At 65.5% G+C, this 25,429-nt stretch carries 29 protein-coding genes and 1 pseudogene; 13 read left to right on the top strand and 17 right to left on the bottom strand.

All coding sequences use genetic code 11. The annotated features are described in order from the left end of the window. Positions 1-28: 28 nt before the first annotated feature. Together CVV68_RS01080 and CVV68_RS01075 are read left to right on the top strand one after the other, a co-directional pair. Positions 29-589, top strand: coding sequence for a YceI family protein (locus CVV68_RS01080; protein WP_110499155.1), 561 nt, complete (start codon positions 29-31; stop codon positions 587-589). Between the two features lie 203 nt (positions 590-792). Continuing rightward, the gene (locus CVV68_RS01075) at positions 793-1,410 is read left to right on the top strand and encodes an NADPH-dependent F420 reductase (protein WP_110499154.1); all 618 of its coding nucleotides are present in this window, start codon (positions 793-795) and stop codon (positions 1,408-1,410) included. Between the two features lie 736 nt (positions 1,411-2,146). On the opposite strand, the gene CVV68_RS01070 is transcribed toward CVV68_RS01075, so the two are convergent. Together CVV68_RS01070 and CVV68_RS01065 are read right to left on the bottom strand one after the other, a co-directional pair. Next, on the bottom strand, positions 2,147-2,869 hold the full coding sequence (locus CVV68_RS01070) for an ABC transporter permease subunit (RefSeq protein ID WP_110499153.1): 723 nt from the start codon (positions 2,867-2,869) through the stop codon (positions 2,147-2,149). Beyond that, complete coding sequence (locus CVV68_RS01065; protein ID WP_110499152.1) at positions 2,866-3,846, bottom strand: ABC transporter ATP-binding protein; 981 nt, start codon at positions 3,844-3,846, stop codon at positions 2,866-2,868. Before CVV68_RS01065 ends, CVV68_RS01070 begins: the two co-directional genes overlap by 4 nt. Before the next feature lie 387 nt (positions 3,847-4,233). On the opposite strand from CVV68_RS01065, the gene CVV68_RS01060 reads away from it, so the two are divergent. Genes CVV68_RS01060 through CVV68_RS01050 form a run of 3 tightly spaced genes read left to right on the top strand, consistent with a single transcriptional unit; the run spans position 4,234 to position 5,495 of the window. Next, positions 4,234-4,557: an ArsR/SmtB family transcription factor gene (locus CVV68_RS01060; RefSeq protein ID WP_211320679.1), complete on the top strand. Its 324-nt coding sequence runs from the start codon at positions 4,234-4,236 to the stop codon at positions 4,555-4,557. Continuing rightward, positions 4,554-5,036, top strand: a complete 483-nt coding sequence (locus CVV68_RS01055; RefSeq protein WP_110499150.1) for an SRPBCC family protein — start codon at positions 4,554-4,556, stop codon at positions 5,034-5,036. The genes CVV68_RS01060 and CVV68_RS01055 overlap by 4 nt, the downstream gene beginning before the upstream one ends. Next, positions 5,037-5,495: an SRPBCC family protein gene (locus CVV68_RS01050; protein ID WP_110499149.1), complete on the top strand. Its 459-nt coding sequence runs from the start codon at positions 5,037-5,039 to the stop codon at positions 5,493-5,495. It begins immediately after the preceding gene. A 214-nt stretch (positions 5,496-5,709) separates the two neighbouring features. Here the strand turns inward: CVV68_RS01050 and CVV68_RS01045 are convergent, their stop codons facing one another. After that, positions 5,710-6,603 carry a helix-turn-helix domain-containing protein gene (locus CVV68_RS01045; RefSeq protein WP_110499339.1) on the bottom strand — a complete coding sequence of 298 codons (894 nt, stop codon included), beginning with the start codon at positions 6,601-6,603 and terminating at the stop codon, positions 5,710-5,712. 133 nt (positions 6,604-6,736) lie between these two features. Between CVV68_RS01045 and CVV68_RS01040 the strand changes: the two genes are divergently transcribed. Together CVV68_RS01040 and CVV68_RS24845 are read left to right on the top strand one after the other, a co-directional pair. Further along, positions 6,737-7,477, top strand: coding sequence for an SDR family oxidoreductase (locus CVV68_RS01040; RefSeq protein ID WP_110499148.1), 741 nt, complete (start codon positions 6,737-6,739; stop codon positions 7,475-7,477). 278 nt (positions 7,478-7,755) lie between these two features. Next, positions 7,756-7,935, top strand: a pseudogene (locus CVV68_RS24845) (cupin domain-containing protein); the annotation flags it as partial. 238 nt (positions 7,936-8,173) lie between these two features. Here the strand turns inward: CVV68_RS24845 and CVV68_RS01030 are convergent. Both CVV68_RS01030 and CVV68_RS01025 read right to left on the bottom strand, forming a co-directional pair. After that, positions 8,174-8,524 carry a VOC family protein gene (locus CVV68_RS01030; RefSeq protein WP_110499146.1) on the bottom strand — a complete coding sequence of 117 codons (351 nt, stop codon included), beginning with the start codon at positions 8,522-8,524 and terminating at the stop codon, positions 8,174-8,176. A gap of 428 nt (positions 8,525-8,952) precedes the next feature. Next, positions 8,953-9,534: a hypothetical protein gene (locus CVV68_RS01025; protein WP_110499145.1), complete on the bottom strand. Its 582-nt coding sequence runs from the start codon at positions 9,532-9,534 to the stop codon at positions 8,953-8,955. 274 nt (positions 9,535-9,808) lie between these two features. On the opposite strand from CVV68_RS01025, the gene CVV68_RS01020 reads away from it, so the two are divergent. From CVV68_RS01020 to CVV68_RS01005, 4 genes are all read left to right on the top strand, one after another. Next, entirely contained in the window at positions 9,809-10,258 is a 450-nt protein-coding gene (locus CVV68_RS01020; protein WP_146238790.1) for a DUF6788 family protein, read from the top strand. Between the two features lie 34 nt (positions 10,259-10,292). Further along, entirely contained in the window at positions 10,293-11,567 is a 1,275-nt protein-coding gene (locus tag CVV68_RS01015) for an ISKra4 family transposase (protein ID WP_110499143.1), read from the top strand. Between the two features lie 63 nt (positions 11,568-11,630). Then, positions 11,631-16,811: an Lhr family ATP-dependent helicase gene (locus CVV68_RS01010; RefSeq protein ID WP_110499142.1), complete on the top strand. Its 5,181-nt coding sequence runs from the start codon at positions 11,631-11,633 to the stop codon at positions 16,809-16,811. Beyond that, a complete protein-coding gene (locus CVV68_RS01005; protein ID WP_110499141.1) occupies positions 16,804-17,652 on the top strand; it encodes a DNA-formamidopyrimidine glycosylase family protein in 849 nt (282 codons plus the stop codon). Before CVV68_RS01010 ends, CVV68_RS01005 begins: the two co-directional genes overlap by 8 nt. A gap of 364 nt (positions 17,653-18,016) precedes the next feature. On the opposite strand, the gene CVV68_RS01000 is transcribed toward CVV68_RS01005, so the two are convergent. After that, complete coding sequence (locus CVV68_RS01000) at positions 18,017-19,207, bottom strand: MFS transporter (protein WP_211320678.1); 1,191 nt, start codon at positions 19,205-19,207, stop codon at positions 18,017-18,019. Between CVV68_RS01000 and CVV68_RS00995 the strand changes: the two genes are divergently transcribed. Next, entirely contained in the window at positions 19,185-19,397 is a 213-nt protein-coding gene (locus tag CVV68_RS00995; protein ID WP_110499139.1) for a hypothetical protein, read from the top strand. The genes CVV68_RS01000 and CVV68_RS00995 overlap by 23 nt on opposite strands. A gap of 6 nt (positions 19,398-19,403) precedes the next feature. Then, the gene (locus CVV68_RS00990; RefSeq protein WP_110499138.1) at positions 19,404-20,324 is read left to right on the top strand and encodes a pseudouridine synthase; all 921 of its coding nucleotides are present in this window, start codon (positions 19,404-19,406) and stop codon (positions 20,322-20,324) included. Here CVV68_RS00990 and CVV68_RS00985 read toward each other — a convergent pair. From CVV68_RS00985 to CVV68_RS00935, 11 genes are all read right to left on the bottom strand, one after another. Then, on the bottom strand, positions 20,321-20,659 hold the full coding sequence (locus CVV68_RS00985; protein WP_110499137.1) for a hypothetical protein: 339 nt from the start codon (positions 20,657-20,659) through the stop codon (positions 20,321-20,323). The genes CVV68_RS00990 and CVV68_RS00985 overlap by 4 nt on opposite strands. Then, positions 20,656-21,246, bottom strand: coding sequence for an Asp23/Gls24 family envelope stress response protein (locus CVV68_RS00980; protein ID WP_170133041.1), 591 nt, complete (start codon positions 21,244-21,246; stop codon positions 20,656-20,658). Before CVV68_RS00980 ends, CVV68_RS00985 begins: the two co-directional genes overlap by 4 nt. Next, complete coding sequence (locus CVV68_RS00975) at positions 21,243-21,812, bottom strand: RNA polymerase sigma factor (RefSeq protein ID WP_110499135.1); 570 nt, start codon at positions 21,810-21,812, stop codon at positions 21,243-21,245. The genes CVV68_RS00980 and CVV68_RS00975 overlap by 4 nt, the downstream gene beginning before the upstream one ends. A gap of 155 nt (positions 21,813-21,967) precedes the next feature. After that, positions 21,968-22,225 (bottom strand): GlsB/YeaQ/YmgE family stress response membrane protein, encoded by a 258-nt coding sequence (locus tag CVV68_RS00970; protein ID WP_110499134.1) that lies wholly within the window; start codon positions 22,223-22,225, stop codon positions 21,968-21,970. A 74-nt stretch (positions 22,226-22,299) separates the two neighbouring features. Beyond that, positions 22,300-22,530 (bottom strand): CsbD family protein, encoded by a 231-nt coding sequence (locus tag CVV68_RS00965; protein ID WP_110499133.1) that lies wholly within the window; start codon positions 22,528-22,530, stop codon positions 22,300-22,302. A 45-nt stretch (positions 22,531-22,575) separates the two neighbouring features. Beyond that, positions 22,576-23,178, bottom strand: a complete 603-nt coding sequence (locus CVV68_RS00960; protein WP_110499132.1) for a hypothetical protein — start codon at positions 23,176-23,178, stop codon at positions 22,576-22,578. Next, positions 23,175-23,756 (bottom strand): hypothetical protein, encoded by a 582-nt coding sequence (locus CVV68_RS00955; protein ID WP_146238789.1) that lies wholly within the window; start codon positions 23,754-23,756, stop codon positions 23,175-23,177. Before CVV68_RS00955 ends, CVV68_RS00960 begins: the two co-directional genes overlap by 4 nt. After that, complete coding sequence (locus CVV68_RS00950; RefSeq protein WP_110499130.1) at positions 23,753-24,118, bottom strand: hypothetical protein; 366 nt, start codon at positions 24,116-24,118, stop codon at positions 23,753-23,755. Before CVV68_RS00950 ends, CVV68_RS00955 begins: the two co-directional genes overlap by 4 nt. Next, positions 24,115-24,306 (bottom strand): DUF2273 domain-containing protein, encoded by a 192-nt coding sequence (locus CVV68_RS00945; protein ID WP_110499129.1) that lies wholly within the window; start codon positions 24,304-24,306, stop codon positions 24,115-24,117. The genes CVV68_RS00950 and CVV68_RS00945 overlap by 4 nt, the downstream gene beginning before the upstream one ends. Further along, complete coding sequence (locus CVV68_RS00940) at positions 24,303-24,821, bottom strand: Asp23/Gls24 family envelope stress response protein (RefSeq protein ID WP_110499338.1); 519 nt, start codon at positions 24,819-24,821, stop codon at positions 24,303-24,305. The genes CVV68_RS00945 and CVV68_RS00940 overlap by 4 nt, the downstream gene beginning before the upstream one ends. Positions 24,822-25,062: 241 nt before the next feature. Continuing rightward, positions 25,063-25,368 carry a hypothetical protein gene (locus CVV68_RS00935; protein WP_110499128.1) on the bottom strand — a complete coding sequence of 102 codons (306 nt, stop codon included), beginning with the start codon at positions 25,366-25,368 and terminating at the stop codon, positions 25,063-25,065. Positions 25,369-25,429 lie beyond the last annotated feature (61 nt).

The following is a 25,429-nucleotide window of genomic DNA, read 5'->3' as shown; positions in this document are numbered from 1 at the left end:
CCCATTAAATCCGATTAAGGAGCACGCTATGACCATCACCACCACCGAGTTCGCAACCCTGACTGGCACCTACGCGATCGACGCGGCGCACAGCCGCATAGGTTTCGTCGCCCGCCATGCGATGGTCACCAAAGTGCGCGGCAGCTTCAACGACTTCGAGGGCACCGCCGTCCTGGACGGGTCCGACCTGTCGAAGTCCACCGTCACAGTGACCGCGCAGGTTGCCAGCATCGACACACGCAACGAGCAGCGCGACGGCCACCTGCGCACCAACGACTTCCTCGACGCCGAGCAATTTCCGGATCTGAGCTTCACTTCGACGTCGATCACCCACGTCGGCGGCAACGAGTTCGAGGTCGCTGGCGACCTCTCAATCAAGGGCGTGACTAAGTCGGTCACGTTCCCACTCGAGTTCCAGGGCGCGGCGACAGACCCGTTCGGGAACGACCGCATCGGCTTCGAAGGCGCGACTCAGATCCTCCGCAGCGAGTACGGCGTCAGCTTCAACGCACCGCTTGAGACGGGAGGCGTGTTGGTGAGCGACAAGATCACCATCGAGCTCGAGATCTCGGCCGTCAAGTCCGCCTGAATCGCTCGCTTTGGACGACTCACACCTCGTCGAGGTTTGAGCCGTTTCCAAGGGAGGAGGCGAGTTCTCACGGATCTGCCAGGAGTCTGGACAGCCCGAGCGACTCGACGAGATCGGCGGATTGATCTGACCCCAGCACTTGGCCGGAACCCACCTGCCGCAGTTCAACATCACCAAATCACGCACACGGAGGTAAATTCACCATGACCACCATCAGCATCATCGGCGCGGGCAACATGGCCACCGCCATCGGCACCCGGGCGGCGAAGCACGGACACACCGTCGAGCTCTTGAGCCGCAACAGCGCCAAGGCTCAGTCGCTCGCCGACCAGATCGGCAACGGAACCACCGTCGGCACGTACGGGGCAAAGCCGGCGGGTGACATCGTCATCTTGGCAGTCCTCTACACCGGCGCGGTTGACATGGTCGCGCAGTACGGCGATGCGCTCGCCGGCAAGATACTCGTCGATATCACCAACCCGTTCAACGCCGACGCCACCGGACTCATGACCACCACAGGCAACTCGGTGTCCCATCAGATTGCCACTGTCGCTCCCGATGACGCACACGTCGTGAAGGCAATCAACACAATCTTCGGCCACGTCCTTGCCAAGGACACGCCGCTGGACGCGTTCCTCGCCGGTGACAGCGCTGAGGCGAAGGCAGGTGTCGCGGCGTTTTTGAAAAGCTTGGACATGCAGCCCCTCGACGCAGGAGGGCTCGAGATGGCTCACGCTCTCGAATGGGCTGGCGTCCTCTTGATGGGCGTGGCACGCAACGGCGCCGGCTTCGATGTTGTTTTGGGCGCAAAATCCCTCTGAACACGTCCACCGTGGTTTCATGGACCGGCTTCAGCCGGCAGATGGTCACCTCGACACTCTGATCACCTTCGACACGAGTTCGCCGACTCGATCAATGCCGACCCGAGGAATCATTCTCCGCGAAGTCAGTTAGCGCCGGGACCCCTGGCACCCTGACGGGGAGCCACCGGGCTGGCTAGCACCTCCAGTCCAGACTGGGAGCCGCTCGAACCGCACAGCAAGTTGAGTTCCCGCATCATTCCGCCGATTCCTATGTCGCATTCGAGAAGCCTCTCGCCCATTGATGTGCGACGTGGCTGGCGAACCCTATCCGCCGGTGAGACCGACAGGCGCCAATCGAAAAACCGAGATGGACGGGGAGCCAGAATCGCCAGGGGTTGGCACCATTCTCACGATCTCTTCCGAAGGCTGAGGCGGACATAGGATTTTTACGGCCCGTTACTCCTACCCCTGCGGGATGCAGCATGATCTTGACGGAGCTACCGGGTGGCACCTATGCATCGCGCCACGCGCCGACCGGCTATCGGACGGGGTTAGTGGTGCTTCAGCGCCGGGCGATCCCAGTCCTTATCACCTACTCCGCGATCATGATCATCGTTGCACTCATCCCGTCGGCCCTGGGGTGACCGGTTGGTCTCTAGCCCACGCCGGGGGTGTCCAAGGCGGTCGCTGCCCTGGTCTTACAGATGCTCGACCATGCGTCGCCGGTCCGGTTCATTGCCGTCGTGGCATGTGGTCAGTGCGTACCCGTAATGAGCTTTTCGCGGTCGAACGCCGCCGCGACTATCCGCCAGCCCGCGGCGTCCAGGACCAGCAACGTCGCTGCGGCGACAAGTGCGGTGGTGAGCGATGCCGGGATGACGTTAAACGCGATGAGTGTGGTGACGGCGATGGGTGGGAGGTTGGCTAGGACGGCGAGTTGCTGGGCGACGCGGACGTCGTTCGATCGGGTAGAGATCAAGATGGCAGCCCAGATCGAGAATCCGGCGAGCAAGGGGGTGAATGCTAACTGGGCGAGTAGGTCCGGAAGGCGGATGAGCGCAGTGGCCACGCCTGGGCTGGCAAAAAATTCCACGCAGATCAGGAAGAGGCCGAAGACGATGTAGGCGATGGCGACCGAGGGAATGAGGGCCGCCAGCGCCTTTGCCAGTAGCAACTCCTCGCGAAGGATGGGGGTGGTGAGTACCGGTTCCAGTGTCCCCTGCTGGCGTTCGCCGACCACCGAGTATGCGGCGATGAAAGAAGGCACAAGTGCGGGGATTCCGAGCATGTACAGCAGTACATGCTCGCTGCGGAGCCCGGTCGATGCAGATGAGGACAGCAGGAGAACCTGAACCAACGGCTGGATGCAGAAGACTGCCGGAAAGATTGCCATACCGACGATGAGTGACCGGTTACGCCGCAACTCCCGCACCTCATTTATGAAGATGGCACGTACATGCCTGCGACGCGTGTTCATCTCCCGCGCCCCGTCTGGTTTGGATCGATGATTTCAAGGTATACGTCCGCAAGCGAGTGCTGGGATTGGTTGATCGAGAGCACGTCGGCGCCGGCCGCCACAAGCGCCCGAGTGGCCGCCGGCGCGACAGCCCTCACGTCGGACACGGCCAGGACATACGTGGCGGGACCGTTCTGGCACCAGCCGTCAACACCCGCCAGGTCGGCGAACATGCGGTCCGGGTCGGCCAGGGCGACGAGAGTCTTGACGATGAGCGTTTTGGCGAATAACTGCTCGCGGAGTTGGTTGGGACGGCCGATCGTCCGCAACGTGGTGTTGAGGATTGCTATGCGATCACAGAGGCGCTCGGCCTCGTCCAGACGATGAGTCGTAAGGAAAATGGTAACGCCACGTTTGCGCAGTTCGGTGATCAACTCGTGGACGTCTCGGGTGGCGACCGGGTCCAGGCCAGAGGTCGGCTCATCGAGGAACAGCACCTCGGGATCACTGAGGAGTGCCCGAGCCAGTGCGACTCGCTGGCGCAAACCCTTGGACAACTGGCCGCACGCTTCCCTCGAACGGTCTATCAGGTTCACGGCGCGCAATGCGCGGTCGATGCGGACAGCGGGAGCAGTCACGCCGTACAGGTCAGCGAAACATTGGAGATTCTCGCGGACGCTCAGACGCAGGTACAGGCCGGGTGACTCCGGCATGATCGAAATTCGTCGACGGATGGCCGCCCCATTCCCGGGCGTGAGAGGGAGTCCTGCCACCGTCGCCGAGCCCGATGTCGGGGCAAGCAACGTGCCTAACGTGCGGACCGTCGTTGTCTTCCCAGCACCGTTGGGCCCGAGAAAACCGAAGATCTCGCCGTATTCGACCTCGAAGGAGACGTCATGATATGCGACCCGGTCGCCGAACCGTTTGCCCAATCCCATGACGGATAGCGCGGGGCCAACCTTCTCCCCAAGGTTCGGCGCGAGTGGCTCTGAGTTCACAGGACGGCCTCCTCAGGAGCGCTGACATTAAATACATCTTCCACCTCGACAACTGGAATGTATATCTGAAGTCGGGCCGTCCTCGGCCACGACTGGCCGGCCCTGAGTTGGCGAAGTGCCCACAGCATGAGTGTCGCGAGGCGCCATCGCTGCGCGTGTCCGCTCAACGATCCGCTTTCGGAATGGTGAGAGGGGTCCCACTCAAGGTTTGGCTTACGGGCACCAAGCTCGGCACGGACGCAGGGCGTGACAGATGTGCCAGTTGGATCGTTTGTCGCATGATGTTATCCGTCGTGCCCCAAACCGACTTGTCCCATGTGGTGGCAGGGGCGTCATTTTGTCCGGACTACTTGACACATGCGGAAGGTAAGAGAATACTTACCGTTCGTGGATACTTACCGAGTTGATGATGCGTGGGAGGCTCTCGGCGATCGAACGAGACGGGCGATTGTCGAGTGTTTGGCTGAGCGCCCGCGGGCCGTAGGTGAGCTTGCCGCCCAGCTGCCCGTGAGCCGGCCGGCCGTATCGCAACATTTGAAGATCCTCAAGGACGCTGGGCTAGTCAGCGAGCACGCTGACGGCACCCGTCGGATCTACCGGCTCAATCCGGCCGGGATGGGCGCATTGCGCGATCAACTCGATACCTTCTGGACTCGGGCCTTGACCGCGTACAAGAGTGTCGTCGAGCAACTAGATGAGGAGAGATCATGACCGGGACAGCGACCGCAGTGGTTCGCAAGCAGATCGTCGTCGATGCGACGATTGAGCGCGCGTTCAACGTGTTCACCGAGCGATTCGGGGATTTCAAGCCGCCGGAGCACAATTTGCTCGTTGTGGCGATTGCCGAGACCGTGTTCGAGCCGAGGGTCGGAGGCCACATCTACGACCGGGGCATCGACGGCAGCGAATGCCGATGGGCACGGGTCCTGGCCTACGAGCCGCCCAACCGTGTTGTATTCAGCTGGGATATAGGCCCGGAATGGCAAATCGAAAGCGATACGGCGAACACTAGCGAGGTCGAGGTGAGGTTCGTCGTCGAAACCCCGCTGCGCACTCGAGTCGAACTGGAACACCGCAACATCGATCGGCATGGCCCCGGTTGGCACGCCGTCAGGGATGGTGTCGACGACGACGCCGGATGGTCGCTGTACCTTGCGCGCTATGCTGCCTTATTCAGTGAGGACAGCTGAATGTCGCCGATTACGACGACCACCGAGGTCAATATATCCGCAGCAGACGTTTTCGCCTACGCCACCGACCCGACTCGATTCTCGGAATGGCAGAGAGGCGTCACCAGCGGTCACATGGACGAACCGGGCAACCCCAGCGTGGGGACGAAGTGCATGACCACTAGGCGCATCGGCTTCGCCAACCGCCCGAGCATCTCCGAAGTCGTGCACTTCGATCCACCCAGGACCTGGGGCGTCCGCGGCATCGATGGACCTATTCGGGCCATCGTCGACGTCACGGTCGAGCCCATCACCGCCAATCGATCCCGGCTGACCATCGTCGTCGATTTCGAAGGCCACGGAATTGGAATCCTCCTTGTCCCGTTGGTTGTCCGCCGTGGTGCTCGAAAGGAAATGCCCGCCAACCTTGTGGCCCTGAAGCAGCATCTCGAACGTGGAGGAGATCCCGCGGCATTCTGACTCACGTGGTGTGCGAACGTGGCGTGTTAGGGTCCGCGGTCTACTCCTGCCGCGACTAGCGCAGCGGACCAAATCTGTTGCCCTCTCGAATCCGATGGACCACGACGTTTTCATCGTCTGCGAAGATCGCGTTGAGGGTTCCCCAGCGGACAGATCAATAGACCTCGACCCCATGGTTTCGCGAGATGCTCAGACTAGCCGTTGGCGGACCGGCTTACGCATCGTCAAGGTGCGACGGCGACTTTCTTCCGGCTGCTAATTTGTTTGGGGAGGGCATTTCGGAGGCTCCGGGCCCCGCGGTGGCCAATGAGGCGAGGAGCCGTAGCTTGTCTGCGCTGTCGCTCTGATTGTCGGGGTAGTAGATGACGACAATGAGCTCGCCCACGGGCAGTTTTTCCCGGTTCAGGTGCAGGGGGCCGACCGTGGGGTGATTGACGGTCGTGGTACCGCCGTCGAGGTATTTGACGTCGTGTCGGGCCCAAAGTGTTCGGAATCGTGCGCTGGCGAGAGAGAGTTCACCGACGAGCTCGACCGCTCGCGAATCCGTGACATTGTCTCCGATCGAGCTGCGGAAAGCCGCGACGGAATCGGATGCTGCCCGGGTCCAATCGTCGTGGAACTCGCGCTCTTCCGGATCCAACAGGAGAGATCGCAGCCGGTTCTGCCCGGGGACGAGTCGGGGCGAGAAGGCGACGGCAAGAGGGTTCGACGCGAGCACGTCGAAATATCGGCCTTCGATAAACGCCGGCACGTCGAGGGCATGCAGGAGGTGATGCAGACGAAGAGGGACGCGCTCGGTGCGGAAGTGGCGTCGGATCTTCGGGCGGGCGCTTCCGAGGCTGAACAGGTACTCGGTCTCGACATCATCCAACAGCAGAACGCGAGCCAGGGACCCCAAGACCTGGGCCGAGGGGTTGCTATCCCGTCCGCGTTCAAGGCGGAGGTAGTAGTCGGCACTGATACCGGCGAGAAGTGCGACTTCCTCACGCCTCAGCCCGGCCACACGACGATTCGAGCCGGAAGTCATGCCGACCTGCTCGGGCATCACCAAGGCACGCCGCGCGCGCAAATAGTCACCGATCCGATTCGTCTGGTTCTCATCGCTCATAGGCCCACGATAACCGCAAAGCCGGCCCTGAGAGGGGGTCCTGTCACTCCCCTGACCAGCAGGGACCTTCCTGGCCTTTGCGTTCTGCGTAATCATTTACCTGTACCAGTCATCGACTAGAAAGAAGACAGACATGGACATCAGCAACCGCACCGTCCTCATCGTCGGAGGCACCTCCGGCATCGGGCTCGGCCTCGCACGACGGTTCGCCGCGGCAGGCAGCACCGTCGTCGTCGGCGGACGCAACACAAGCAATCTCGATGACCTCGAGACGGTTGTGATCGACGTCACCGACACGGACTCCATTATTCGAGCTCGCGAGGAAGTGCTCACGAATCATCCCGACCTCGACGTCGTGGTGACAATGTCGGGCGTCATGCTCCTGGAAGACCTTCGCGATCCTGCCCACATCGCGCAGGCGGAAACAACCATCAACGTCAACCTCCTCGGCACGATCAGGGTGATCGACGCGTTCACTGCGCATCTGATCAACCTCGGCAACGGTGACATCATCACCGTTACGTCCGGTATCGGATTCCTTCCGTTCCCGCTTATGCCCACCTACGGCGCCTCGAAGGCCGGTGTGCACGCTTATAGCGAATCGCTTCGGGCCCACCTGACCGGGACCGGCGTCGAAGTCACCGAGCTTATTCCCCCGGCCGTCGCAACGGCCGGACAGGAAAAACTCAACCCCGCAGCGTTGCCGCTGGAGGCCTTCCTCGACGAGGTCGCGGCACTCCTGACCGAGACACCCACCCCGAAGGAAATCGTGGTCAAAGCCGCCGAACGACTCCGGTGGGCAGAACGCGACGGCACCTACGCCGACCTGCTGGAGCAACGCTCCCAGTCACTAAACAGCCTCCCAATCCGCTAAACGTCCACCACTCACGGCGGTCAACGGTCTGCTCTACCGGTGGCCGGCAGCGGCACCTCGAGACCGGTCCGTCAATCCTGGAAAGGCTCGTGCCCATGACGAGGGCGCTGATATATCGCAGGATCCTGCAACCGTGTCGAAAGGACACGATGGACGATAAGGTCAGTGTCGCCGATGGGCTCGAAGGCCTCACCGAATTCTGAGCTCAGGAGACGCCGGACGAGGCGAACATGAAACTCATCAAAGTCGCCAAGGGCACATGATCCACACAGTGGCATTCCCACGACCACCAAGACGAGACCTTCATCCTGATCGAAGGTGAACCCACCATCGAGCTCCGGAACCGCGATGTCGTTCTCCGAGCCGGCGACTTGTCCGTTGTACCCCTTCGCCGAACACTGCCCCGTGACAAGCTCAGAGGCGCGCTTCATCATTCTAGGGACGAATGTGACCTCTAATTCCGCCGGCGGCAAGCCTGATTGGAGCGTCGGCGGCAGAGGGCCGAACCAAGAACCCTGACTCGACCCAGTGCAGCGCGCGAAGCCCTCGGTCCGGCACGTCCGCAAACCATTCGGCTGTCGGGCACCCGGTTTGATCAACTTGCGGCCTCAAGTGCACGCACGGCAGAGCGCCAAAATGCGTCCGCTGGAGGTTCCGCATATGGTGATGTCGCGGTGCACGCGGTGCAATTCTCGCTCATGAGCGATGCTGGGCGACATTGATCACTTGTCCATCAGGGCTCCGAACGAAGAACCGACGAATTCCCCACGGCTCGTCGGTGATCGGGTGCACGATCTCATAGCCGCGCTGTTGCGCCTCCTCGTATGCAGCGTCGACGTCATCGACCTTGATGGTCATGACGGAGTCTTCAGGCGCCGTCGCGTCCCGGGTCACGACTTGGACGCAGGCGCCTGAGTCCGCAGAGGTGAACCGGGCCACCCATCCTTGGTTCATTCCAACTTCAGTTAGTCCGAGGAACCGAAAGAACCCCCTCGCCCGCTCGATGTCGTCGGTGTGCAGGTTGGTGATGGCCTCTATCGCTTTCATCGTCCAAGTCTGACACTTCATTCGGCCACACATCGGGGTGCCGAGACCACTGAGTCGCGACGCAGGTCGATCCGCTATCGGAATGTGGCAGTTTCCTGGTAGACGTTCCCCTGCGGGATGCAGCATGATCTTGACGGAGCTACCGGGTGGCACCTATGCATCGTCCCACGCGCCGACCGGCTATCGGGACATAGTGTCCGTTCTTGTGGAGATCAAAATCGTGGGGCTCAACGATGCATACGGGCGGCGCGGAATAGCTGTGCATGGAGCTGCTTCGGCGACTCCAAACGGGCGTAGTGACTAAAAATTTCCCGGTAGTGTGCCGGTCCCAATCCGGACAAAACCCCCGCTGACCTGCGCGTTTGATGTGGCGGAGATTGCCCCCCGTATGACCCAGTCCGGTGAGCGTTGGCCTTATGCGACGGCGGCTACCGGCGTTCCCAGAAATTCGGTGGTTCCTCGGCGTCGAACTCCTCGAAGCTGCCGATGAAGGCGGGATCGCTGTCCTGGACTTCGCGCCGCCGGCCATTGCGGAGCACATACAGCCTGTTGGCCGTGAAGGCCAGGCCGGCCGCCGCCAGGAGATGCAGCGCACCGCCCCACACGTCGGCGTGGATGACCATGGCCAAAAAGCCCGCCAATGCCACACCGCCGCCCGTTGTCACCAGCAGGCGAAGCCGCTCAAAGTAGCCATAGGTGGCCAGTGCGCCGCCCAGCACCAGCCATGGGCCGCAGCCGTGGAGGAACGGAATCATGGCCAGGAGCAGCACGCCGGCCAGCGTGCCCCCGGCGAGATAAAGGTAGTGCTTGGGGGGTGCCAGCCACCACGACGGATTCCGCCACAGCCAGAGGGCCACGATGCCGCCGGCCAACAGGGTGCTCAGCACAAAGGCCCCCGGGGACGCCCCGTTGCCGCCCTGGGCCATCATGCTGACGGCCCCCGTGAACAGGAACAGCACCGACAAACAAAGAAGGGGGACCCAGTTGTTCCCCACATGCCGTGTCTGCACCGCGCCTTGCCTTCCCCGATGGACCAAAAAATTTCAGGACGCCGTCCGGGTGCCGACAACCGGCCTGGAACAGCAAGGGCAACCATTGCCACTCCTACCGATAGATTACCGCGCCGCCCTGACACTTTAGGCCGCAGTTCGGCGCCCCGGGTGAATCGTTACCGTCTCGCATCAATGCCGGTGGGTGTGCGTCAGGAATATAGGTGGTCGCCTTTGAACCTGTGATCACGCTAGTCTGGTTGTGTATTCCATAACCACACAAAAGGTGGCAGTGATGAACCGGTCTTTGGAACAGATGGTGGCGGAGCGTGCCGGGCTGTATGAAGAGCTGGCTGCTACCGGTGATTTCCGCCGTGGCAGTGTGAGTGTGAATTACCGCCGGTGCGGGAAGGCCAATTGTGCGTGCGCGGCGCCGGAGCATCCCGGGCATGGGCCCAGGATGTTGTGGACGCGTACTGGTCCGGGAGGCAAGAGCCGGGGCCGGCAGTTGGCGGCGTTGGAGGTGGAGAAGGTCCGTGCCGAATTGGACGCCTACTCCCGGTTCGCGTCGTTGACCGCGGCGATCGTGGAAGTGAACGAGGCCATCTGCGAGGCCCGGCCGGTCACAGCGGCCACGGCCGCTGCCGCAGGGTCACCACCGGGTGTGGGTTCGCTCCAAGACCCCGCCGCGACAGACGGGGAAAAGGGGGCTCCTAAGCCGGATCCGGGACGACTTTACCACTGAGGTTGAGTCCCTGGCGGCGCTGGCAGCCCGCGGCGTGGGCGGCGTTACCGGTGGTGGACTGCCGGTGTTGGAGGAGGCGATCCGGGCCGGCATGACAGCGCTGGGTGCTTCGTTGCTGGAGGGTTTGCTCGCTGCCGACTCCGGCCACCGCGGCCCCCGGATCGAGTGTGGTTCCGGGCATCTGGCCGAGTTCGTTTCCTACCGGACCAAGGACATCGACACCGTTCTTGGTACCGTCCAGGTTCAGCGGGCGTACTACCACTGTCGGAAGTGCCGGGCCGGGGTGGTGCCACGCGATGCGGAACTGGGCGTGTGCGGCTCATCGATCTCGGGTGGGCTGGCCTCGATGATTGCCACCGCCGGTGCTGCGGTGCCCTTCGCCCAGGCGGCCGGGCTGATCAAGGACCTGGCCGGGATCGCCCTGGGCACTAAACGGGTCGAGCGTGCTGCCGAGGCCGTCGGCGCCGCGGCAACTGCATCGTTGAAAGCTGACACCGAGGCGGTCCTCGCCGGCCGAGTCGTGCCCCTTCCACCACCAGCCCCGCCACCGGAAATCCTATATCTCGCCGTGGATGGGACAGGGGTGCCGATGACCTTGGCCGAAACAGAGGGCCGGGCCGGGAAAGGCCCCGACGGGCGTGCCCGCACCCGCGAGGCGAAACTGGGTTGCCTGTTCACCCAAACCGGCCTCGACGATGAGGGTCGGCCGGTCCGGGACGAAGACTCCACCAGCTATTTCGCCACGCTGGAGCCGGTGGAGAAGTTCTCTGACCTCGTGGCTGCCGAAGCAAAGCGCCGGGGGTACGAACATATCCGCCAATTCGTCTTCCTCGGCGACGGTGCGCATTGGATCTGGAACATGGCCACCGCCCGCCTGCCAGAAGCAACCCAAATCGTTGATCTCTTCCACGCCCGCGAACACCTCCACGAACTCGCCAATCTGCTTGCGTTCATCATCACCGAGGACCCAAACGACTGGTACCAGGCACGACGGACCGAGCTGGACAGCGGCGACATTGACGCCATCACCAACGCCGCCATGATCTACCCGCTCGTCGGCTCCAAAGCTAAAGAACGCACCAAGGCGCTGGCCTACTTCCAGAGAAACGCCCACCGCATGCAATACGCCCGATTCCGCCGCTTGGGCATGTTCGTTGGCTCCGGCACCGTCGAAGCCGGCTGCAAAGCCGTCATCGGCCAACGGCTCAAACTCTCCGGCATGCGCTGGTCCGACCCCGGCGCCACCAGCATCATCACCCTGCGCTGCCAACACGCCAGCACCCACCGCAACCAGACCACCGCCGCCTAAACGCCACCCACAGCCCCAGCAACATGCCACAGCTCAATTACCTACAAATCTGACGCACACCCAATGCCGGTCCCGTACGCCCGGAATGTCGGTCCCGTGCGGCATGATGGAGCCGTGAACGCATTTTCGGACAAGGCCGCCCTGGACCTGTTCGCGGCACCCACCCGCGAGTGGTTTTTGGGTGCCTTCGGCTCCCCCACACCTGCCCAGTCCGGCGCCTGGACGGCCATTTCCGGCGGCGCGCACTCCCTGGTGGTGGCCCCCACCGGCTCCGGCAAGACCCTGGCCGCCTTCCTGTGGGCCCTGGACGGCCTGGTGGCCGGCGGAGGCTCCGCTCCGGCAGGCACGACGCCGGACTCCGGCCCGGGTGCCCCGTCCGGCAGCAAGTCCGGGGCCGGGTCCGAAAAGGCCGGCACGGTAAAGGGCGGCACCGGGGTCCTCTACATTTCCCCGCTGAAGGCCCTCGGCGTGGACGTGGAACGCAACCTGCGTGCGCCGCTGGTCGGCATCACGCAGACTGCCAGGCGCCTGGGCCTTGAGGCGCCGCACGCCAGTGTCGGCGTTCGTTCCGGGGACACCCCGGCCAATGAGCGGCGCCGACTGCTCAGCCACCCGCCGGACATCCTGATCACCACTCCCGAATCCCTGTTTCTGATGCTCACCTCCAAGGCCCGCGAAACCCTGACCGGTGTGCACACCGTCATCATCGACGAAGTCCACGCCGTGGCCGGCACCAAGCGCGGCGCCCACCTGGCCGTGTCGTTGGAGCGCCTGGATTCCTTGTTGGACAAACCGGCCCAACGGATCGGCCTCTCAGCCACCGTGGAACCGCGCGAAACAGTCGCCCGCTTCCTCGGAGGTTCAGCGCCGGTGACCATCGTGGCCCCGCCCGGCACCAAGAACTGGAACCTGACAGTCACGGTGCCCGTGGAGGACATGACGGAGCTGCCGGCGCTGGCCTCCGCGCACGAGGCCGGCCCTGCCTCCGGCCTGGCGCCCAACGCGTCGATCTGGCCGCACGTGGAGGAGAAAATCGTAGATCACGTACTCGCGAACAAGTCCACCATCGTCTTTGCCAACTCGCGCCGGCTCGCGGAACGGCTCACGGGCCGGCTGAACGAGATCTACACGGAGCGCCTGGAACTGGCCGCTTCCGAGCCGGGGTCACGCGGGGTCTGGACCAGCGGAGGCAGGGGGCCTGTGGGGCTCGACGCCGTTTCCCCCGACGCTGAACCGTGGCGGACCGCCCCGTCCCCCACGGCATCGGGCACCCCCGTGCCGGCTGGCACCCGGGCAGCCCATCCGGCGTCGCACGTGGGAGTCGCAAATAGGGCCAGCCCGCCCCGGCTGCCTGCGGAGATGATGGCCCAGGCAGGTTCCGTTTCCGGCGCGCCGAACGTGTTGGCCAAGGCGCACCACGGCTCCGTGTCCAAGGAGCAGCGGGCGCTGATCGAGGATGACCTGAAGTCCGGGCGGCTGCGCTGCGTGGTGGCGACGTCGAGCCTGGAGCTGGGCATCGACATGGGCGCCGTGGACCTGGTGATCCAGGTGGAATCGCCGCCGTCGGTGGCCAGCGGGCTGCAGCGGGTCGGGCGGGCCGGGCACCAGGTGGGCGAGATTTCCCAGGGCGTGCTGTTTCCCAAGCACCGGGCGGACCTGCTGCATTCGGCCGTTACCGTGGAGCGCATGCTGGCCGGCCACATCGAACCGCTGTTCATCCCGGCCAACCCGCTGGACATCCTGGCCCAGCAGACCGTGGCCGCCACAGCCCTGGGCTCCATCGACGTGGACGAGTGGTTCGACACCGTCCGGCGCAGCGCCCCGTTTGCCGCGCTCCCCCGTTCGGCCTACAACGCCACCTTGGACCTGTTGGCCGGGCGCTACCCGTCCGACGAATTTGCCGAACTGCGCCCGCGAATCATCTGGGACCGCGTGGGCGGCACCATCACCGGCCGGCCAGGCGCGCAACGGCTGGCCGTCACCTCCGGAGGGACCATTCCGGACCGGGGCCTGTTCAGCGTGTTTATTGTTGGCTCAGACGACGCCGGGTCCCCTGGTTCCGCCGGAAAGGCAGCCAAGGGCGGGCGGCGTGTGGGCGAACTCGACGAGGAGATGGTCTACGAATCCCGCGTGGGCGATGTCTTTGCGCTCGGCGCCACCAGCTGGAAGATCGAGGACATCACCTTTGACCGCGTCCTGGTCACCCCCGCGTTCGGCCAGCCGGGCAAACTGCCGTTCTGGAAGGGCGACTCCCTGGGCCGGCCCGTGGAACTGGGCCGGGCACTGGGCGCGTTCATCCGCGAGGTAAGCGCCGCACCGAAAAAGGAGGCCCTGGCAAGGTGCCAGGCCACGGGCCTGGACGCCTGGGCGGCCAACAACCTGCTCGGCTACCTGGAGGAACAAAAGGCCGCCACCTCCCAGGTTCCCGACGACCGGACCCTCATGGTGGAACGCTTCCACGACGAGCTGGGCGACTGGCGCGTGGTCCTGCACAGCCCCTTCGGCATGCCCGTCCACGCACCGTGGGCCCTGGCCGTCGCCGCGCGGCTGCACGAACGCTTTGGGCTGGACGGCTCCGCCATGGCCTCCGACGACGGCATTGTCCTGCGTGTTCCGATGATGGACGACGAACCTCCCGGCGCCGAGCTGTTCATCTTTGAGCCGGATGAACTTGACGGCATTGTCACCGGGGAGGTGGGCGGCTCGGCCCTGTTTGCCAGCCGCTTCCGCGAATGCGCCGCACGGGCCCTCCTGCTGCCGCGCCAAACTCCCGGCAAGCGCTCGCCCCTGTGGCAGCAGCGGCAACGCTCGGCCCAGCTGCTGGACGTCGCACGGAAGTACCCGCAGTTCCCCATCGTGTTGGAGACCGTGCGCGAGTGCCTGCAGGACGTCTATGACCTGCCCGCGCTGAAGGACATCGCCGCGTCCATCGAGCGGCGCGAACTACGGATCGTGGAAACCACCACGCAACAGCCCTCCCCGTTTGCCCGCTCGCTGCTGTTCGGTTACGTGGCGAGCTTCCTGTATGAGGGCGATTCCCCCCTGGCCGAGCGCCGTGCCGCAGCCCTGTCCCTGGACCCGGCGCTGTTGGACGAGCTGCTGGGCCGGGCTGAACTGCGCGAGCTCCTGGACCCGAAGGTCATCGCCGCCACGGAGTCAGAACTCCAGCGCCTGTCCGGCGGCAGCCAAGGCTCAGACCGGCGCGCCCGCGGCCTGGAGGGCGTGGCGGACCTGCTGCGCCTGCTCGGCCCGCTGGACATCGCCGAGGTTGCGGACCGCCTGGTCCCCGAGCCCTCCCCCGCCACCGGCTCGCCGGACACGAGCCCGCCCGTCACCATCCACGACGCCGGACCCGCGCCGGCGGCCCGGACGGACGATGCGGGCCTGACGGACGATGCGGGCGGGAATGAACCGGAGGGCACTGCGGTGGAACCGGACGCGCACGCGGAGGGCCGGAAACTCCATCTCGCCACGGCCGCCACGCACCTGGCGCAGCTGGTCGCCGCGAACCGGGCCCTGCGTGTGAACGTGGCGGGACAGGAACGCTTCGCGGCCGTCGAGGACGCCGCCCGGCTGCGGGACGCGCTGGGCATCCCGCTGCCCATGGGCGTTCCGCTGGCCTTCATTGAGCCCGTCGCCGACCCCCTCGGCGACCTCCTGGGCCGCCATGCCCGCACCCATGGCCCGTTCACCGCCGCGGAAGTCGCGGCAAGGCTGGGACTGGGCATCGCCGTCGTGCATTCCGGGTTGGCCAGGCTGGCGGCCGACAAACGCGTGTCCGAAGGCGAGTTTTTGCCGAACAGGGCCGAGTCCGGGGTGCCGGAGTGGTGCGATGTCGAGGTGCTGCGCCGGCTGCGGAGGCGGTCCCTGGCAGCCCTGCGGGCGGAGGTGGAGCCGGTGGATGCGTCCACCTTTGGGCGTTTCCTGCCGGCGTGGCAGCACGTGTCCGCCGCATCGGGATCGCCGGCGCTGCGCGGGCTGGACGGCCTGCTCACCGTGGTGGACCAGCTGGCGGGCGTGCCCGTTCCTGCGTCGGCATGGGAGCCGCTGGTGCTGGCCCAGCGGGTTGCGGACTACCGGCCGGCCATGCTGGACGAGCTGACGGCGACCGGGGAGGTGGTGGTGTCCGGGGCCGGCGCGCTGGGCGGGAGCGACGGCTGGCTGAGTCTCCACCTGGCCGAGTCCGCCGAGCTGACGCTGAATCCTGCCGACGACTTCGCGCCCACCGGTTTCCAGCACCGGCTGCTGTCCGGGCTGTCCGGCGGAGGTGCGTACTTCTTCCACCAGCTGCGGGAAATGGCGGCTGACGGGCCGGATGAGGTACCCGGTGACGACGAGCTGACCGCTGCCCTGTGGCAACTTTTTTGGGCCGGCCGGATCAGCAACGACACCTTCGCGCCGGTGCGCGCGCTGCTGGCCGGCGGGCATTCGGCGCACCGGCAGCGGCCCGAACCGTCACGCCTGAGGCCCGCACGCGCCGGACGGTACGGCCGGCTGCCCGGCCGCGCGCAGTCGGCCCAGCGCGGCGCGCCGCCGCTCGGTGCCGGGCGCTGGAGCCTGCTTCCGGTGACGGTGCCCGAAACCGGCCCGGGAGTCACCTCCGCCGCGCAGACAACCGCTGCCCAAACAACACTGCGCAGCCATGCCCTGGCCGAGCTGTTCCTGGACCGGTACGGTGTGGTGACGCGCGGCTCCGTCATGGCCGCAGGTCTGACGGGCGGATTCGGGCTGATGTACAAGGTGCTGGCGCGGTTGGAGGAGACAGGCAAATGCCGTCGCGGGTACTTCATCGAACACCTCGGTGCCGCGCAATTCGCGGTGCCGGCCACGGTGGACCGGCTGCGCACCTTCAGCGAGGACGCGGCGCTGAACCCGCGCCCGCCACAGGCCCTGGCGCTGGCAGCCACGGATCCCGCCAACCCCTATGGCGCAGCGCTGGCGTGGCCGCCGCTGGATTCGGGCCACCGCCCGGGCCGGAAGGCCGGTGCCCTGGTGGTGATGGTCGACGGCGCCCTGGTCCTGTACGTGGAACGCGGCGGCAAAACGCTGCTGTGTTTCAGCGACGACGGCCCTGCGGTTTCCCTGGCGGCCGGGGCCCTGGTGCAGGTGGTGAAGCGGGGCGGCGTGGACAAGCTGGCGATCGAAAAGGTCAACGGCGCCGGCATCCTGGACACCCCGCTGGCCGCTGCCCTGCTGGCCTCCGGCGCTTACAGCTCCCCGAGCGGGGTGCGGATCCGTGCCTGAGGGCGACACCGTCTGGCGGCAGGCCCGCGATCTCAACGCCGCCCTGGCCGGGCAGTTACTGACCGGATGCGACTTCCGCGTGCCGTCCCTGGCGACCGTGGATTTCGCCGGGTCTACGGTGCAGTCGGTGCAGGCACGCGGGAAGCACCTCTTGATGCACGTCCGCGGACTGTCCCCGGATGCCGCCTGGGTCATCCATTCGCACCTGGCCATGGAGGGCCATTGGGACATCTACGGATCCGCGGCCAACGGCAGGCCGCCCCGGTGGCGGCGCCCCGCCCACACCGCGCGGGCCATCCTCACCACGGAGCACGCTGTCGCCGTCGGCTTCTCCTTGGGCACGCTGGACGTCCTGACGGAAAAGGAGGCCGGGAACGCCGTCGGACATCTGGGGCCGGACCTGCTCGGGCCGGACTGGGACGCGGCGGAGGCTCTCCGCAGGCTCACTTCCGCTCCCGAACGGCCGGTCGGGCTGGCCTTGCTCGACCAGCGGAACCTGGCCGGGATCGGCAACATTTACCGCAATGAACTGTGCTTTTTGGGCCGGGTGCACCCGGACACCCCAGTGGCCGACGTGCCGGGGCTGCCGCGGCTGGTGGGCCTGGCGAAGCAGCTGCTGGAGGTGAACAAGGACCGCGCCGTCCGCAGCACCACCGGCGGGCCGGCGCGCCGCGATGCCGCCTTGTGGGTGTACGGGCTGGCGGGCAGGCCGTGCAAGCGCTGCGGTGCCGTGGTGCGGCACGGCAGGCAAGCCGACCCGGCCGCACCGACGCATGCCGCGCGGGACATTTATTGGTGTCCGCACTGCCAGCCGGATCCACCTCCGCCGGCAAGCAGTTGAGATGTCAGAAAAGTGGCTATCCCCGTATCTGGCGTGATGTAGGAGTTTTGCTTGGCCACGGTTAGCGGGCTCGTCGCCTGAAGGGTGTGCCCTGATGTCCTCAAGGGGTGTAGTACGTCAACGAGCATGGCAAGGGGTGCGTTGTGGTCATTCGCTGGCGTTGCGAACACCCCTGGTGGTTGCGGGGGTGGTTATTACCATTCGCGCACGGTGCACCGGGGGCCAATGACCACAGCTACCCCATGCACCCAAAAAGAATGCTGCCTGCTCGTTTTCCGGTCCGGATCCGGCGCCAAATGGCGGAGTGAAACCATGCCGGACCACCTGCATCACGCCAGACACATGGGCGGCCACTGTCAGAAAATCAGCTGCCCGCAGGTGCTTCCGGTCCGGATATCCGTTTCCTTCCCGGCCCATCCGCCGCGGGATCACGCAGAAAGGCGGACAGGATAAGGGCCAGGGCCGGCAGCCCAATGAGCACCACGAGGGTGAAGTGCAGGCTCGTGGCGTCGGCGAGCGCACCGAGCAGGGGATTGAACAGGCCGCCCACGGTGACTGCCAGACCAACGGTGACCCCGCTCGCCGTGCCGATCCTGTTCGGAAGGTAGTTCTGCCCCAGGATGACAAAGACGCTGAACGGCACGAAGACGCCCATCCCCGTCAGTACGACGAAAATGAGCGCAATGTGCCACTCCTGGGCCAGAACCAGGCCGACCATGGCGGGGATGCAAAAGGCAAAGCCGTAACGGATGGAGACCAGCGGACCGAAGCGGTCCGCGAGCCAGCCACCCAGCAGTGTCCCGCACGCCCCCGCCGCCAGGAACACGGTCAGGGCGGCCCCGCCGACCGCTGGCGAAGTTCCCAGCCCGTGGATGAAGTACAGGGCAAGGAACGAACTCAGCCCAAAAAAGACGATGGAACGCACCACGACGACGGAGGTCAGTTTCAGGAACTCCGGCCAGTTGTCCGTGCCCTTGGGCATGGTGGCCGGACGGCGGGCACCAACGGGTCCGTCGAGCACCGGGCCGAGCCACTTCACCAGGACCAACGCCATGACAACGGCCGGCAGGATCAACAGGGCGGTGCCCCTCAGTCCCATCCACAACAGCACCGGTGTTGCCATCAACGTGCCCAGCGCAAACCCGACATTTCCACCCAGCGCAAAGATACTCATGCCACGGTTGCTGTCGCCGGAGGCCCGCCGCGCCGCGCTGGCCGCCGACGGGTGGAAGGCTGCAATGCCCAGCCCGGAGATGGCGATCATCACCCAGGTCACCGCATATCCGGGGAACAGGCCCGCGGCGCCAACGCCGAGAGCCGCCGTCGCCATGCCGGCCGGAATGAGCCAGCGGCGCGGCTTCCGGTCAGTCCACACCCCAAATGCTGGCTGGACGACGGAAGAAAGCATGGTGGCGGCAAGGGTCAGTCCCGCCACGGCGGCGTAGCTGTAATGGCGCTCGGAGACGAAGAACGGCAGCATGGCGGGCACCACGCCCTGGTACAGGTCGTCGACCATGTGGGCCGAGGACATCATGGCAACACCGCGCCGGTTCACTGTCCACCCCATTTTCAAGTCCACCGGCCGCGAATACGCCGCCGCAGCGTCACCGGCCGTCACGATCGACTTTACCCCCGGCTCAGACCGGTACCGGTACCGGGCGGCCGTGGCCGGGGCGGCCGTGGTCCGGGCGGCCGTGGTCCGGGCGGCCGTGGTCGGGGCGTTCCGGAACGCTGGGTACCCTTGAAGGGTGATGAAATCCCCGCTTCCCGTGCGCAACGGGGTCAATGCGACCCGCATGAGAATGCCGGCGGAAGGCCCTTGGGGCACCGCCATGGAGTACGTGCTGGACAAGTTCAGCCATGTGGACCCTGCGGGAATCGTTGACCGTTTTGTCCGCGGGGAGGTCAAGGCCCTCGGGGGCGAGACAGTGACCCCGAAAACTCCGTTGCACGAGCACCTGTTCATTTGGTATTACCGCGAACTTCCGGTGGAAACCCGTCTGCCGGTGGAGTTGTCCATCCTGCACCAGGACGACGACCTGGTGGTCGTGGACAAGCCGCACTTTTTGCCCACCACGCCCGGCGGCATGTACGTGCAGGAATCCGCGCTGGTCCGGCTGCGCGTGCTGCTGGACCTGCCGGACCTGGTGCCGATCCACCGGCTGGACCGCATGACGGCGGGTGTGCTGCTGTTCTCCGCCAACCCGGAGACCCGCGGCAAGTACCAGCTGCTGTTTGAAAGGCGCCGCATCCAAAAGTCGTACCGGGCGGTGGCGCCCGTCCGCCCGGAGCTCGCATTCCCGCTGGTGGTCCGCAGCCGGATGGTCAAGTCCCGCACCTATCTGCTGGCCGAGGAAGTCCCCGGGGAGCCCAACGCGGAAACGCGGATCGAGCTGATGGACACGCGGGTTGACCCCGCCTCAGGCGAAGTACTCGGTTTGTACGATCTCGCGCCGCACACCGGCAAGACCCACCAGCTGCGCGTCCACCTGGCCACGCAGGGCATCGGTATCCTCAACGACCCGTTTTATCCGGTCCTCCACGAACAGTCCCCGGACGACTACACCAAGCCGCTCCAGCTGCTGGCCCACAGCATATCCTTCACGGACCCGCTCACGGGTCAGCCGGCGTCGTACTCCTCCAAGCTGCAGCTCTCCGCCTTCCCCAGCTAGACACCGATCGCGGCAATTTCCACAGCGGCGACCACCTCCAGTTCCGGCCGCTCCCGGCCCACGAATTCGCGGATGGCCGCGGCCACTCCGCGGGCCAGCGCCGGGGCCGGGACGCCGCCGTCGGTGCCGATCCTGATCTGCACCGTCATGACGGGCGTTTCGCCGTCGCCGTCCACCCGGCACACCACAAACGGCACCTCGGCGGCCTCCTCGCCGGCCGAGAGCAGCGCACCCACCTGTTTGACCACCGTCAGCCACAACGGGTCGGCCGAATACACCGTGGCCACCCCGTCCAGGCCAAGGACCAATTCACGGAGCTGTTCTTCCAGGCTCATGCCTCGCCCCTTTCGGCCGTATCTGTTTCGACAGCCACTTCCCGCATGTCGGTAAACGCCACGTTCACCGTGGCAACGTTGAGCTCGGTCTGGACCAGCAGCTCGGCCATGACCACCTGGCGCAGCTCTTCGGCCAGCGCGGGCAGGGGGTGGCCGTACAGGGCGGAGACGTTGATGTTCACGTCGACGGGGGCGCCCGCAACGTCAACGTCACCGTCCAGGCGGCACTTGCCGATCAGCACCCCGCCCAGGGAGTCGCCCACGTTCCGCACCAGGGCAATCACTGACCCTTCCGTCTCGGTCAAGGTCTCGTGCGGGCCGCCGGTGAGCGGAATCGAGCGCCCGGCCCGGGTTTCCAGCCGCAGGTTGGCCAGCATGGCATCAAGCCATCCGGGTTCGTCGGCGGCCGCCGAGGTGACATCGTCGTCCAGCAGCTCAAGCGCCGCGGCGTGCAAACCGCGCAACCCGGCAAGCCGCGCCTGGCATTGCGGGCAGTACTCAATGTGCAAGGCGTCGTCGGACCTGCCCGTCTCCAGGTAGTCGCTGAGGTCTTCGATGCTCCGGCCGCAATCACGGGTGGGGTTCATCGCCATTCCTCCAATTCCGTCACAAGCGTTGTCCGTGCCCGCGCCAACCGGCCGCGCACGCTGGCGGTGCTGATGCCCAGGGTTTGGGCAATGTCGTCATACGACTGGCCGCCGTACTCCTTCAAGACCCAACATCGCCGTTGTTCCTCAGGCAACTTGGCCAGGGCCCGGCTGAGTGCCTGGCCGGCGGATCCACTGACGGCCGCCCGTTCGGGGCCGGGGGCCCGGTCGGGTAGCTCGTGCTGGTCGGCCACGTTGCTGTGGGATTTTCGACGCCGGCCGGCATCGACCGCCCGGTGCCCCACTACGCGCATGAGCCATGATCTTACGGCGGTTCCGTCCCGCAGGTTCCCAATCTCTTTCCAGGCCGTGATGAGCGATTCCTGCACCACGTCGTCGGCCTCGGCCGGCGAACTCATCAGGCGGCGTGAATACGCCCGCATGAGCGGACCGTGCCGGCGCACGAGCGTTTCAAAGGCGGCCACGTCACCGTCGCCGGCACGCTCTGCCAGGACGGCGTCAGGGGCGTCGGCGAGCCGGTTGGCTGACGAATTGCTGGGCGTCATCGTCTTGCGTCCCTTCCGGGGTTCGGGTCCCGCGCTCCGCGCTGCTGGGCGGAGCGCAGACAGTGGTCCACAGGGGTGGTTATGAGCATATGCGCACTGTTGGCGCCGGAGTGAATGACTCCGCCGGCCAACAGTGGCAGCCTTGATTGCGACGCTTAGTTACGGCCCTTGATGGCGCCATAACCGAACGCCACCACCAGCCCGCCGACAATCGACAGCAGCCAGGTGCGCAGGTCAAAGAACGTTCCAAGGCTTGCGTGGAAGATGAGCGAGCCCAACAGCCCTCCAACCAGCGCCCCGACAATGCCCAGGATCAGGCTGGTGCCCCATCCGCCCCCGACCTTGCCGGGCATGAGGGCCTTGACGATGGCTCCGACAATCAGGCCAAGAATGATAAATCCAAAGAAACCCACGGTGTTCTCCCAAGGTGTGTGATGCTGCGTGCGTGATGTCCTGTGCGCTGCTGCGCGGAGCGTAGAGATGGAGCCTAGTGCTTGGTAAAGCCGTCCTTGAGCTTCTGGGCGGCGTTCTTGATGTTGAAGCCTGCCTCGGCGGCTGCATCCTTGATCTTCTCGCCTGCCTGCTTGGCTTCAGCGGATGCCTGCTCGCGCTGGCCTTCGTGTATCAGCTCGTCATTGCCGACGAGCTTGCCGGCCTCTTCCTTGGCCGAGCCGAGGCCCTTTTCCGCACTGTTGCCGATCTTGTCGTTCAGTCCCATGACGTACTCCTTATTAGTTGTGTTGTGTCTCCGGCCACACGTTTTTTACGTAACACGTTCGGTGCGGGCAAACCGTGACCGGGTGCCTGCCTTGATGCGGATCAAGACGGGGATCTCTTCGCCCAGAAGGACGTCTAGGCCGCCGACAAGTTCATCGAGCACCGCCATCAGCTCCCTGGGAGAGGCTCCCTTGCGGGCCTGCAGGCTGATCCTCAGTCCGCTGCCGCCCTTGAGCTCCCATGCCTGGACCGCGGTCGAGAGGACCTGCTTGTTGTCGGCCAGTGCCGCCTTGATGGCTTGGCCGGCGACGGCGGTTTCCACCGTGGTGGTGCCGGCGTCGTCGTCGCTGGTGCACAGCTGCTTGGTGCGCCCGCCACCCTGGGAGGCGATCCAGCAAACCAGCAGGACGCCGGCCACCAGGAGCAGTCCCATGACGGCCAGGGTCCACCAGCTGATGTCCTGGCCGGGAATCTTCGCCGATGCCAGCAGGTCCTGGATGCGGGCCCACCAACCGGTTCCGGTCCGCGTCCAGGCCTTCGCAAAGTCCGGCCCGGTTCCGGCCAACACGGCGAGTGCGCCCAAAGCGATGAGGACCAGTCCGAACGCCCCCAACAGTACGCGGTTTAGTCCGCGGCGGGTGCCGTTCATACGCCCACCGCCCCCTGCGGGGCAACCACGACGGTCACCTTCAGCGCCCGGGCCAGGGAATATCCGGAGACTTCCCGGTCCACGGCTTCCTGGATGGCCTGCTGGTCCACGGGCTTGCCCGAAGTGGGGTGAACCCGGACCTGAACGTCCCGGTGTCCCACGCTTGCCGTGACTTGTTCGGGTGCCAGGCGGGCCATGGTGCGGGCCGTCCGGGCCAACGCCGAAGCGAGCACTTCACGTTCCACCACAACGGCGGAACGCGGGTTTTCGATCACATGGCGGGGTTTGGTGCCGGGCAGGATTGCGGTCAATACATAGGCCACACCGGCCACGGCGATCACGATGCCGGCGGCGGTCAGTGCCGCCGGTACGGTAGCCGTTCCCAACGACGCGGTCCGCTGCATCAGCTCAGCCGGTGCAATCAGGAGCGCGGCGTTGCCTGTCGCGGACAGCACCAGCTCCAGGGCCAACCACAGCACTGCGGCCAGCAAGACGACTGCCGTCACAATGGACAGTGCCGAGCGGGGCGAATGTGTCTCCCGCCGGCCCGTGCGCCGCATGAATGGTGTCTGGCTCATTGGACTCTCTCCCTGTTTTCCACGTGCACTCCGGTAAAGCGGATGTCCACCTGTCCCACACTGCTGCCGGACAGGTCCTGGACGCGCCGGACAATGGTCTCCCGTGCGGTGGCCGCCCGGGAGAACACGGCCTGGTCGACGCCCGCCCGGGCACTGCCGGCCAGCTCGGAAAGCGGCACGGTGGCCAGCGCCAGTGCGAGCGAGACGCTGAGTTGTCCCTGCCCGTCACGCACCCCGGCACGCACCTGATTCATCGGCACCTTGAAGGCGTCGGCCGCAATGGCGGCGACCAACCGTTGCAAGGTTCCGGCGGAGATGGCGGTGTGCCCGGCACGCGTGTTTTCCAGCGTGCCCGCACTCATGACGAGGTCCGCTTGCCGCGCAGTGCGTCAAAGGCGCCGCGCAGGTCCAGCCGGCCCTCCATGGTCCGCCCGACGACGGCCCCGACAGCCATGAACAGCGCCACCAGGAGCATCGCCCAAAATCCGAACGCCAGGGCCGAAATCGCCAGGGTTGCCCCTACGGCGACGCCTGTGGTTGTCGAGCTCATGAAACGCGGGCCTCACGCGTCCGGGGCTCCACGGCGTCGTCAATGTTCCTAGTGTCGACGCGGCTGTCCTCGGCCTGCTTCTCTTCCGGCTCATCACCCGAGATGTGGATGTCGGTGATGGAGACGTTGACCTCGGTGACCTCCATACCCACCACGTCTTCGACGGCGGCGTAGATGGCGTCACGGACGTTGTCCGCGACCTTCTGCAGCGGGTGCGGGTACTCCACGACGAGTGTCACATCGACGGCCACCTGCGTCTGGCCGACCTCGACGCTGACGCCCTGGGTGAGGTCCCTCTGGCCCACGGCCTCGCGCAGCGTGCCAAGGGCACGGGCGGCGCCGCCACCGAGCGCGTAAACGCCGGCGATGTCCTGGGCGGCAATGCCGGCAACCTTGGCGACGACGCCGTCTGCCACCGTGGTGGTTCCGCGGCCAGTGGCCGTGGTGCTGGCGGCCGGCTTGGTGGCCGTGGCCTGTACTGTTGCCGGGGTCTTTCCCTGAGGCTGAGTAGTCAAAATAATCACTCCCGAAATTCTTCGTGTCCGATATTTGCTCAAGCTCGGTGCCGTGTGGCGCCTACACAAGTAAGGCGTGCCGGGGACTGCAATCGTCACGGTCAATTTGGAGTGATCTGCGTCACATTCACAGTGGGGTGAGTGCGCACTTAACGCGGCTTTCTGCCGCGGAAGGCGGCAATATGTGCGCACTCGACGTCGCATAGCGACTCAGGGCCAGGTTTTATGGGTGATCGCCGTATTAGAGGACGAGCCACTTTCCGGCCGAGCGGCGGAAGGTGCGCAGGGCACCTGTCAGGGCCACGGAGCGCAGGCCGTGCTGCAGGGAAACCGCGGCGTCGCGGGCAAGGCGATTCTCGGCGTCGTACTCGCTGGCCTCCACCATGAAACGCACTGTGATCCGCGGAATCCCGGCCACGACGTCGAGCTGGTTGGCTTCCACAACATGGGCGGACCCGACCACCGCGACGGCAGTGTCCATGACTTCTTCAGGGGCGTGGCCGGGACGCAGGCCGGTGATCTGGATCGTGGCGCGGAAGGAAGGCATTTGACCAGCTTAATGGGAAGCGGCCCCGCGCAAAAATGACACCGATCGCGCTTTCTGACAC

Origin of the sequence: Arthrobacter livingstonensis, assembly GCF_003219815.1 — a bacterium.
GTDB classification, from domain to species: Bacteria; Actinomycetota; Actinomycetes; order Actinomycetales; family Micrococcaceae; genus Specibacter; species Specibacter livingstonensis.
This window is presented reverse-complemented; position numbering and strand designations above follow the sequence as displayed.

Excerpts from the sequence above, each read along its gene's own strand:
- CVV68_RS00990 (WP_110499138.1), top strand. The coding sequence starts at position 19,404 with ATGAAATCCCCGCTTCCCGTGCGCAACGGGGTCAATGCGACCCGCATG.
- CVV68_RS00945 (WP_110499129.1), bottom strand. The coding sequence starts at position 24,306 with ATGAGCTCGACAACCACAGGCGTCGCCGTAGGGGCAACCCTGGCGATT.
- CVV68_RS01040 (WP_110499148.1), top strand. The coding sequence starts at position 6,737 with ATGGACATCAGCAACCGCACCGTCCTCATCGTCGGAGGCACCTCCGGC.
- CVV68_RS01045 (WP_110499339.1), bottom strand. The coding sequence starts at position 6,603 with ATGAGCGATGAGAACCAGACGAATCGGATCGGTGACTATTTGCGCGCG.
- CVV68_RS01050 (WP_110499149.1), top strand. The coding sequence starts at position 5,037 with ATGTCGCCGATTACGACGACCACCGAGGTCAATATATCCGCAGCAGAC.
- CVV68_RS00985 (WP_110499137.1), bottom strand. The coding sequence starts at position 20,659 with ATGAGCCTGGAAGAACAGCTCCGTGAATTGGTCCTTGGCCTGGACGGG.
- CVV68_RS01010 (WP_110499142.1), top strand. The coding sequence starts at position 11,631 with ATGCCGGTCCCGTACGCCCGGAATGTCGGTCCCGTGCGGCATGATGGA.
- CVV68_RS01030 (WP_110499146.1), bottom strand. The coding sequence starts at position 8,524 with ATGAAAGCGATAGAGGCCATCACCAACCTGCACACCGACGACATCGAG.
- CVV68_RS01075 (WP_110499154.1), top strand. The coding sequence starts at position 793 with ATGACCACCATCAGCATCATCGGCGCGGGCAACATGGCCACCGCCATC.
- CVV68_RS00950 (WP_110499130.1), bottom strand. The coding sequence starts at position 24,118 with ATGAGTGCGGGCACGCTGGAAAACACGCGTGCCGGGCACACCGCCATC.
- CVV68_RS00980 (WP_170133041.1), bottom strand. The coding sequence starts at position 21,246 with ATGAACCCCACCCGTGATTGCGGCCGGAGCATCGAAGACCTCAGCGAC.
- CVV68_RS00975 (WP_110499135.1), bottom strand. The coding sequence starts at position 21,812 with ATGACGCCCAGCAATTCGTCAGCCAACCGGCTCGCCGACGCCCCTGAC.
- CVV68_RS01070 (WP_110499153.1), bottom strand. The coding sequence starts at position 2,869 with ATGAACACGCGTCGCAGGCATGTACGTGCCATCTTCATAAATGAGGTG.
- CVV68_RS00965 (WP_110499133.1), bottom strand. The coding sequence starts at position 22,530 with ATGGGACTGAACGACAAGATCGGCAACAGTGCGGAAAAGGGCCTCGGC.
- CVV68_RS01080 (WP_110499155.1), top strand. The coding sequence starts at position 29 with ATGACCATCACCACCACCGAGTTCGCAACCCTGACTGGCACCTACGCG.
- CVV68_RS00960 (WP_110499132.1), bottom strand. The coding sequence starts at position 23,178 with ATGAACGGCACCCGCCGCGGACTAAACCGCGTACTGTTGGGGGCGTTC.
- CVV68_RS01020 (WP_146238790.1), top strand. The coding sequence starts at position 9,809 with ATGAACCGGTCTTTGGAACAGATGGTGGCGGAGCGTGCCGGGCTGTAT.
- CVV68_RS00935 (WP_110499128.1), bottom strand. The coding sequence starts at position 25,368 with ATGCCTTCCTTCCGCGCCACGATCCAGATCACCGGCCTGCGTCCCGGC.
- CVV68_RS01055 (WP_110499150.1), top strand. The coding sequence starts at position 4,554 with ATGACCGGGACAGCGACCGCAGTGGTTCGCAAGCAGATCGTCGTCGAT.
- CVV68_RS00955 (WP_146238789.1), bottom strand. The coding sequence starts at position 23,756 with ATGAGCCAGACACCATTCATGCGGCGCACGGGCCGGCGGGAGACACAT.
- CVV68_RS00995 (WP_110499139.1), top strand. The coding sequence starts at position 19,185 with ATGGCAACACCGCGCCGGTTCACTGTCCACCCCATTTTCAAGTCCACC.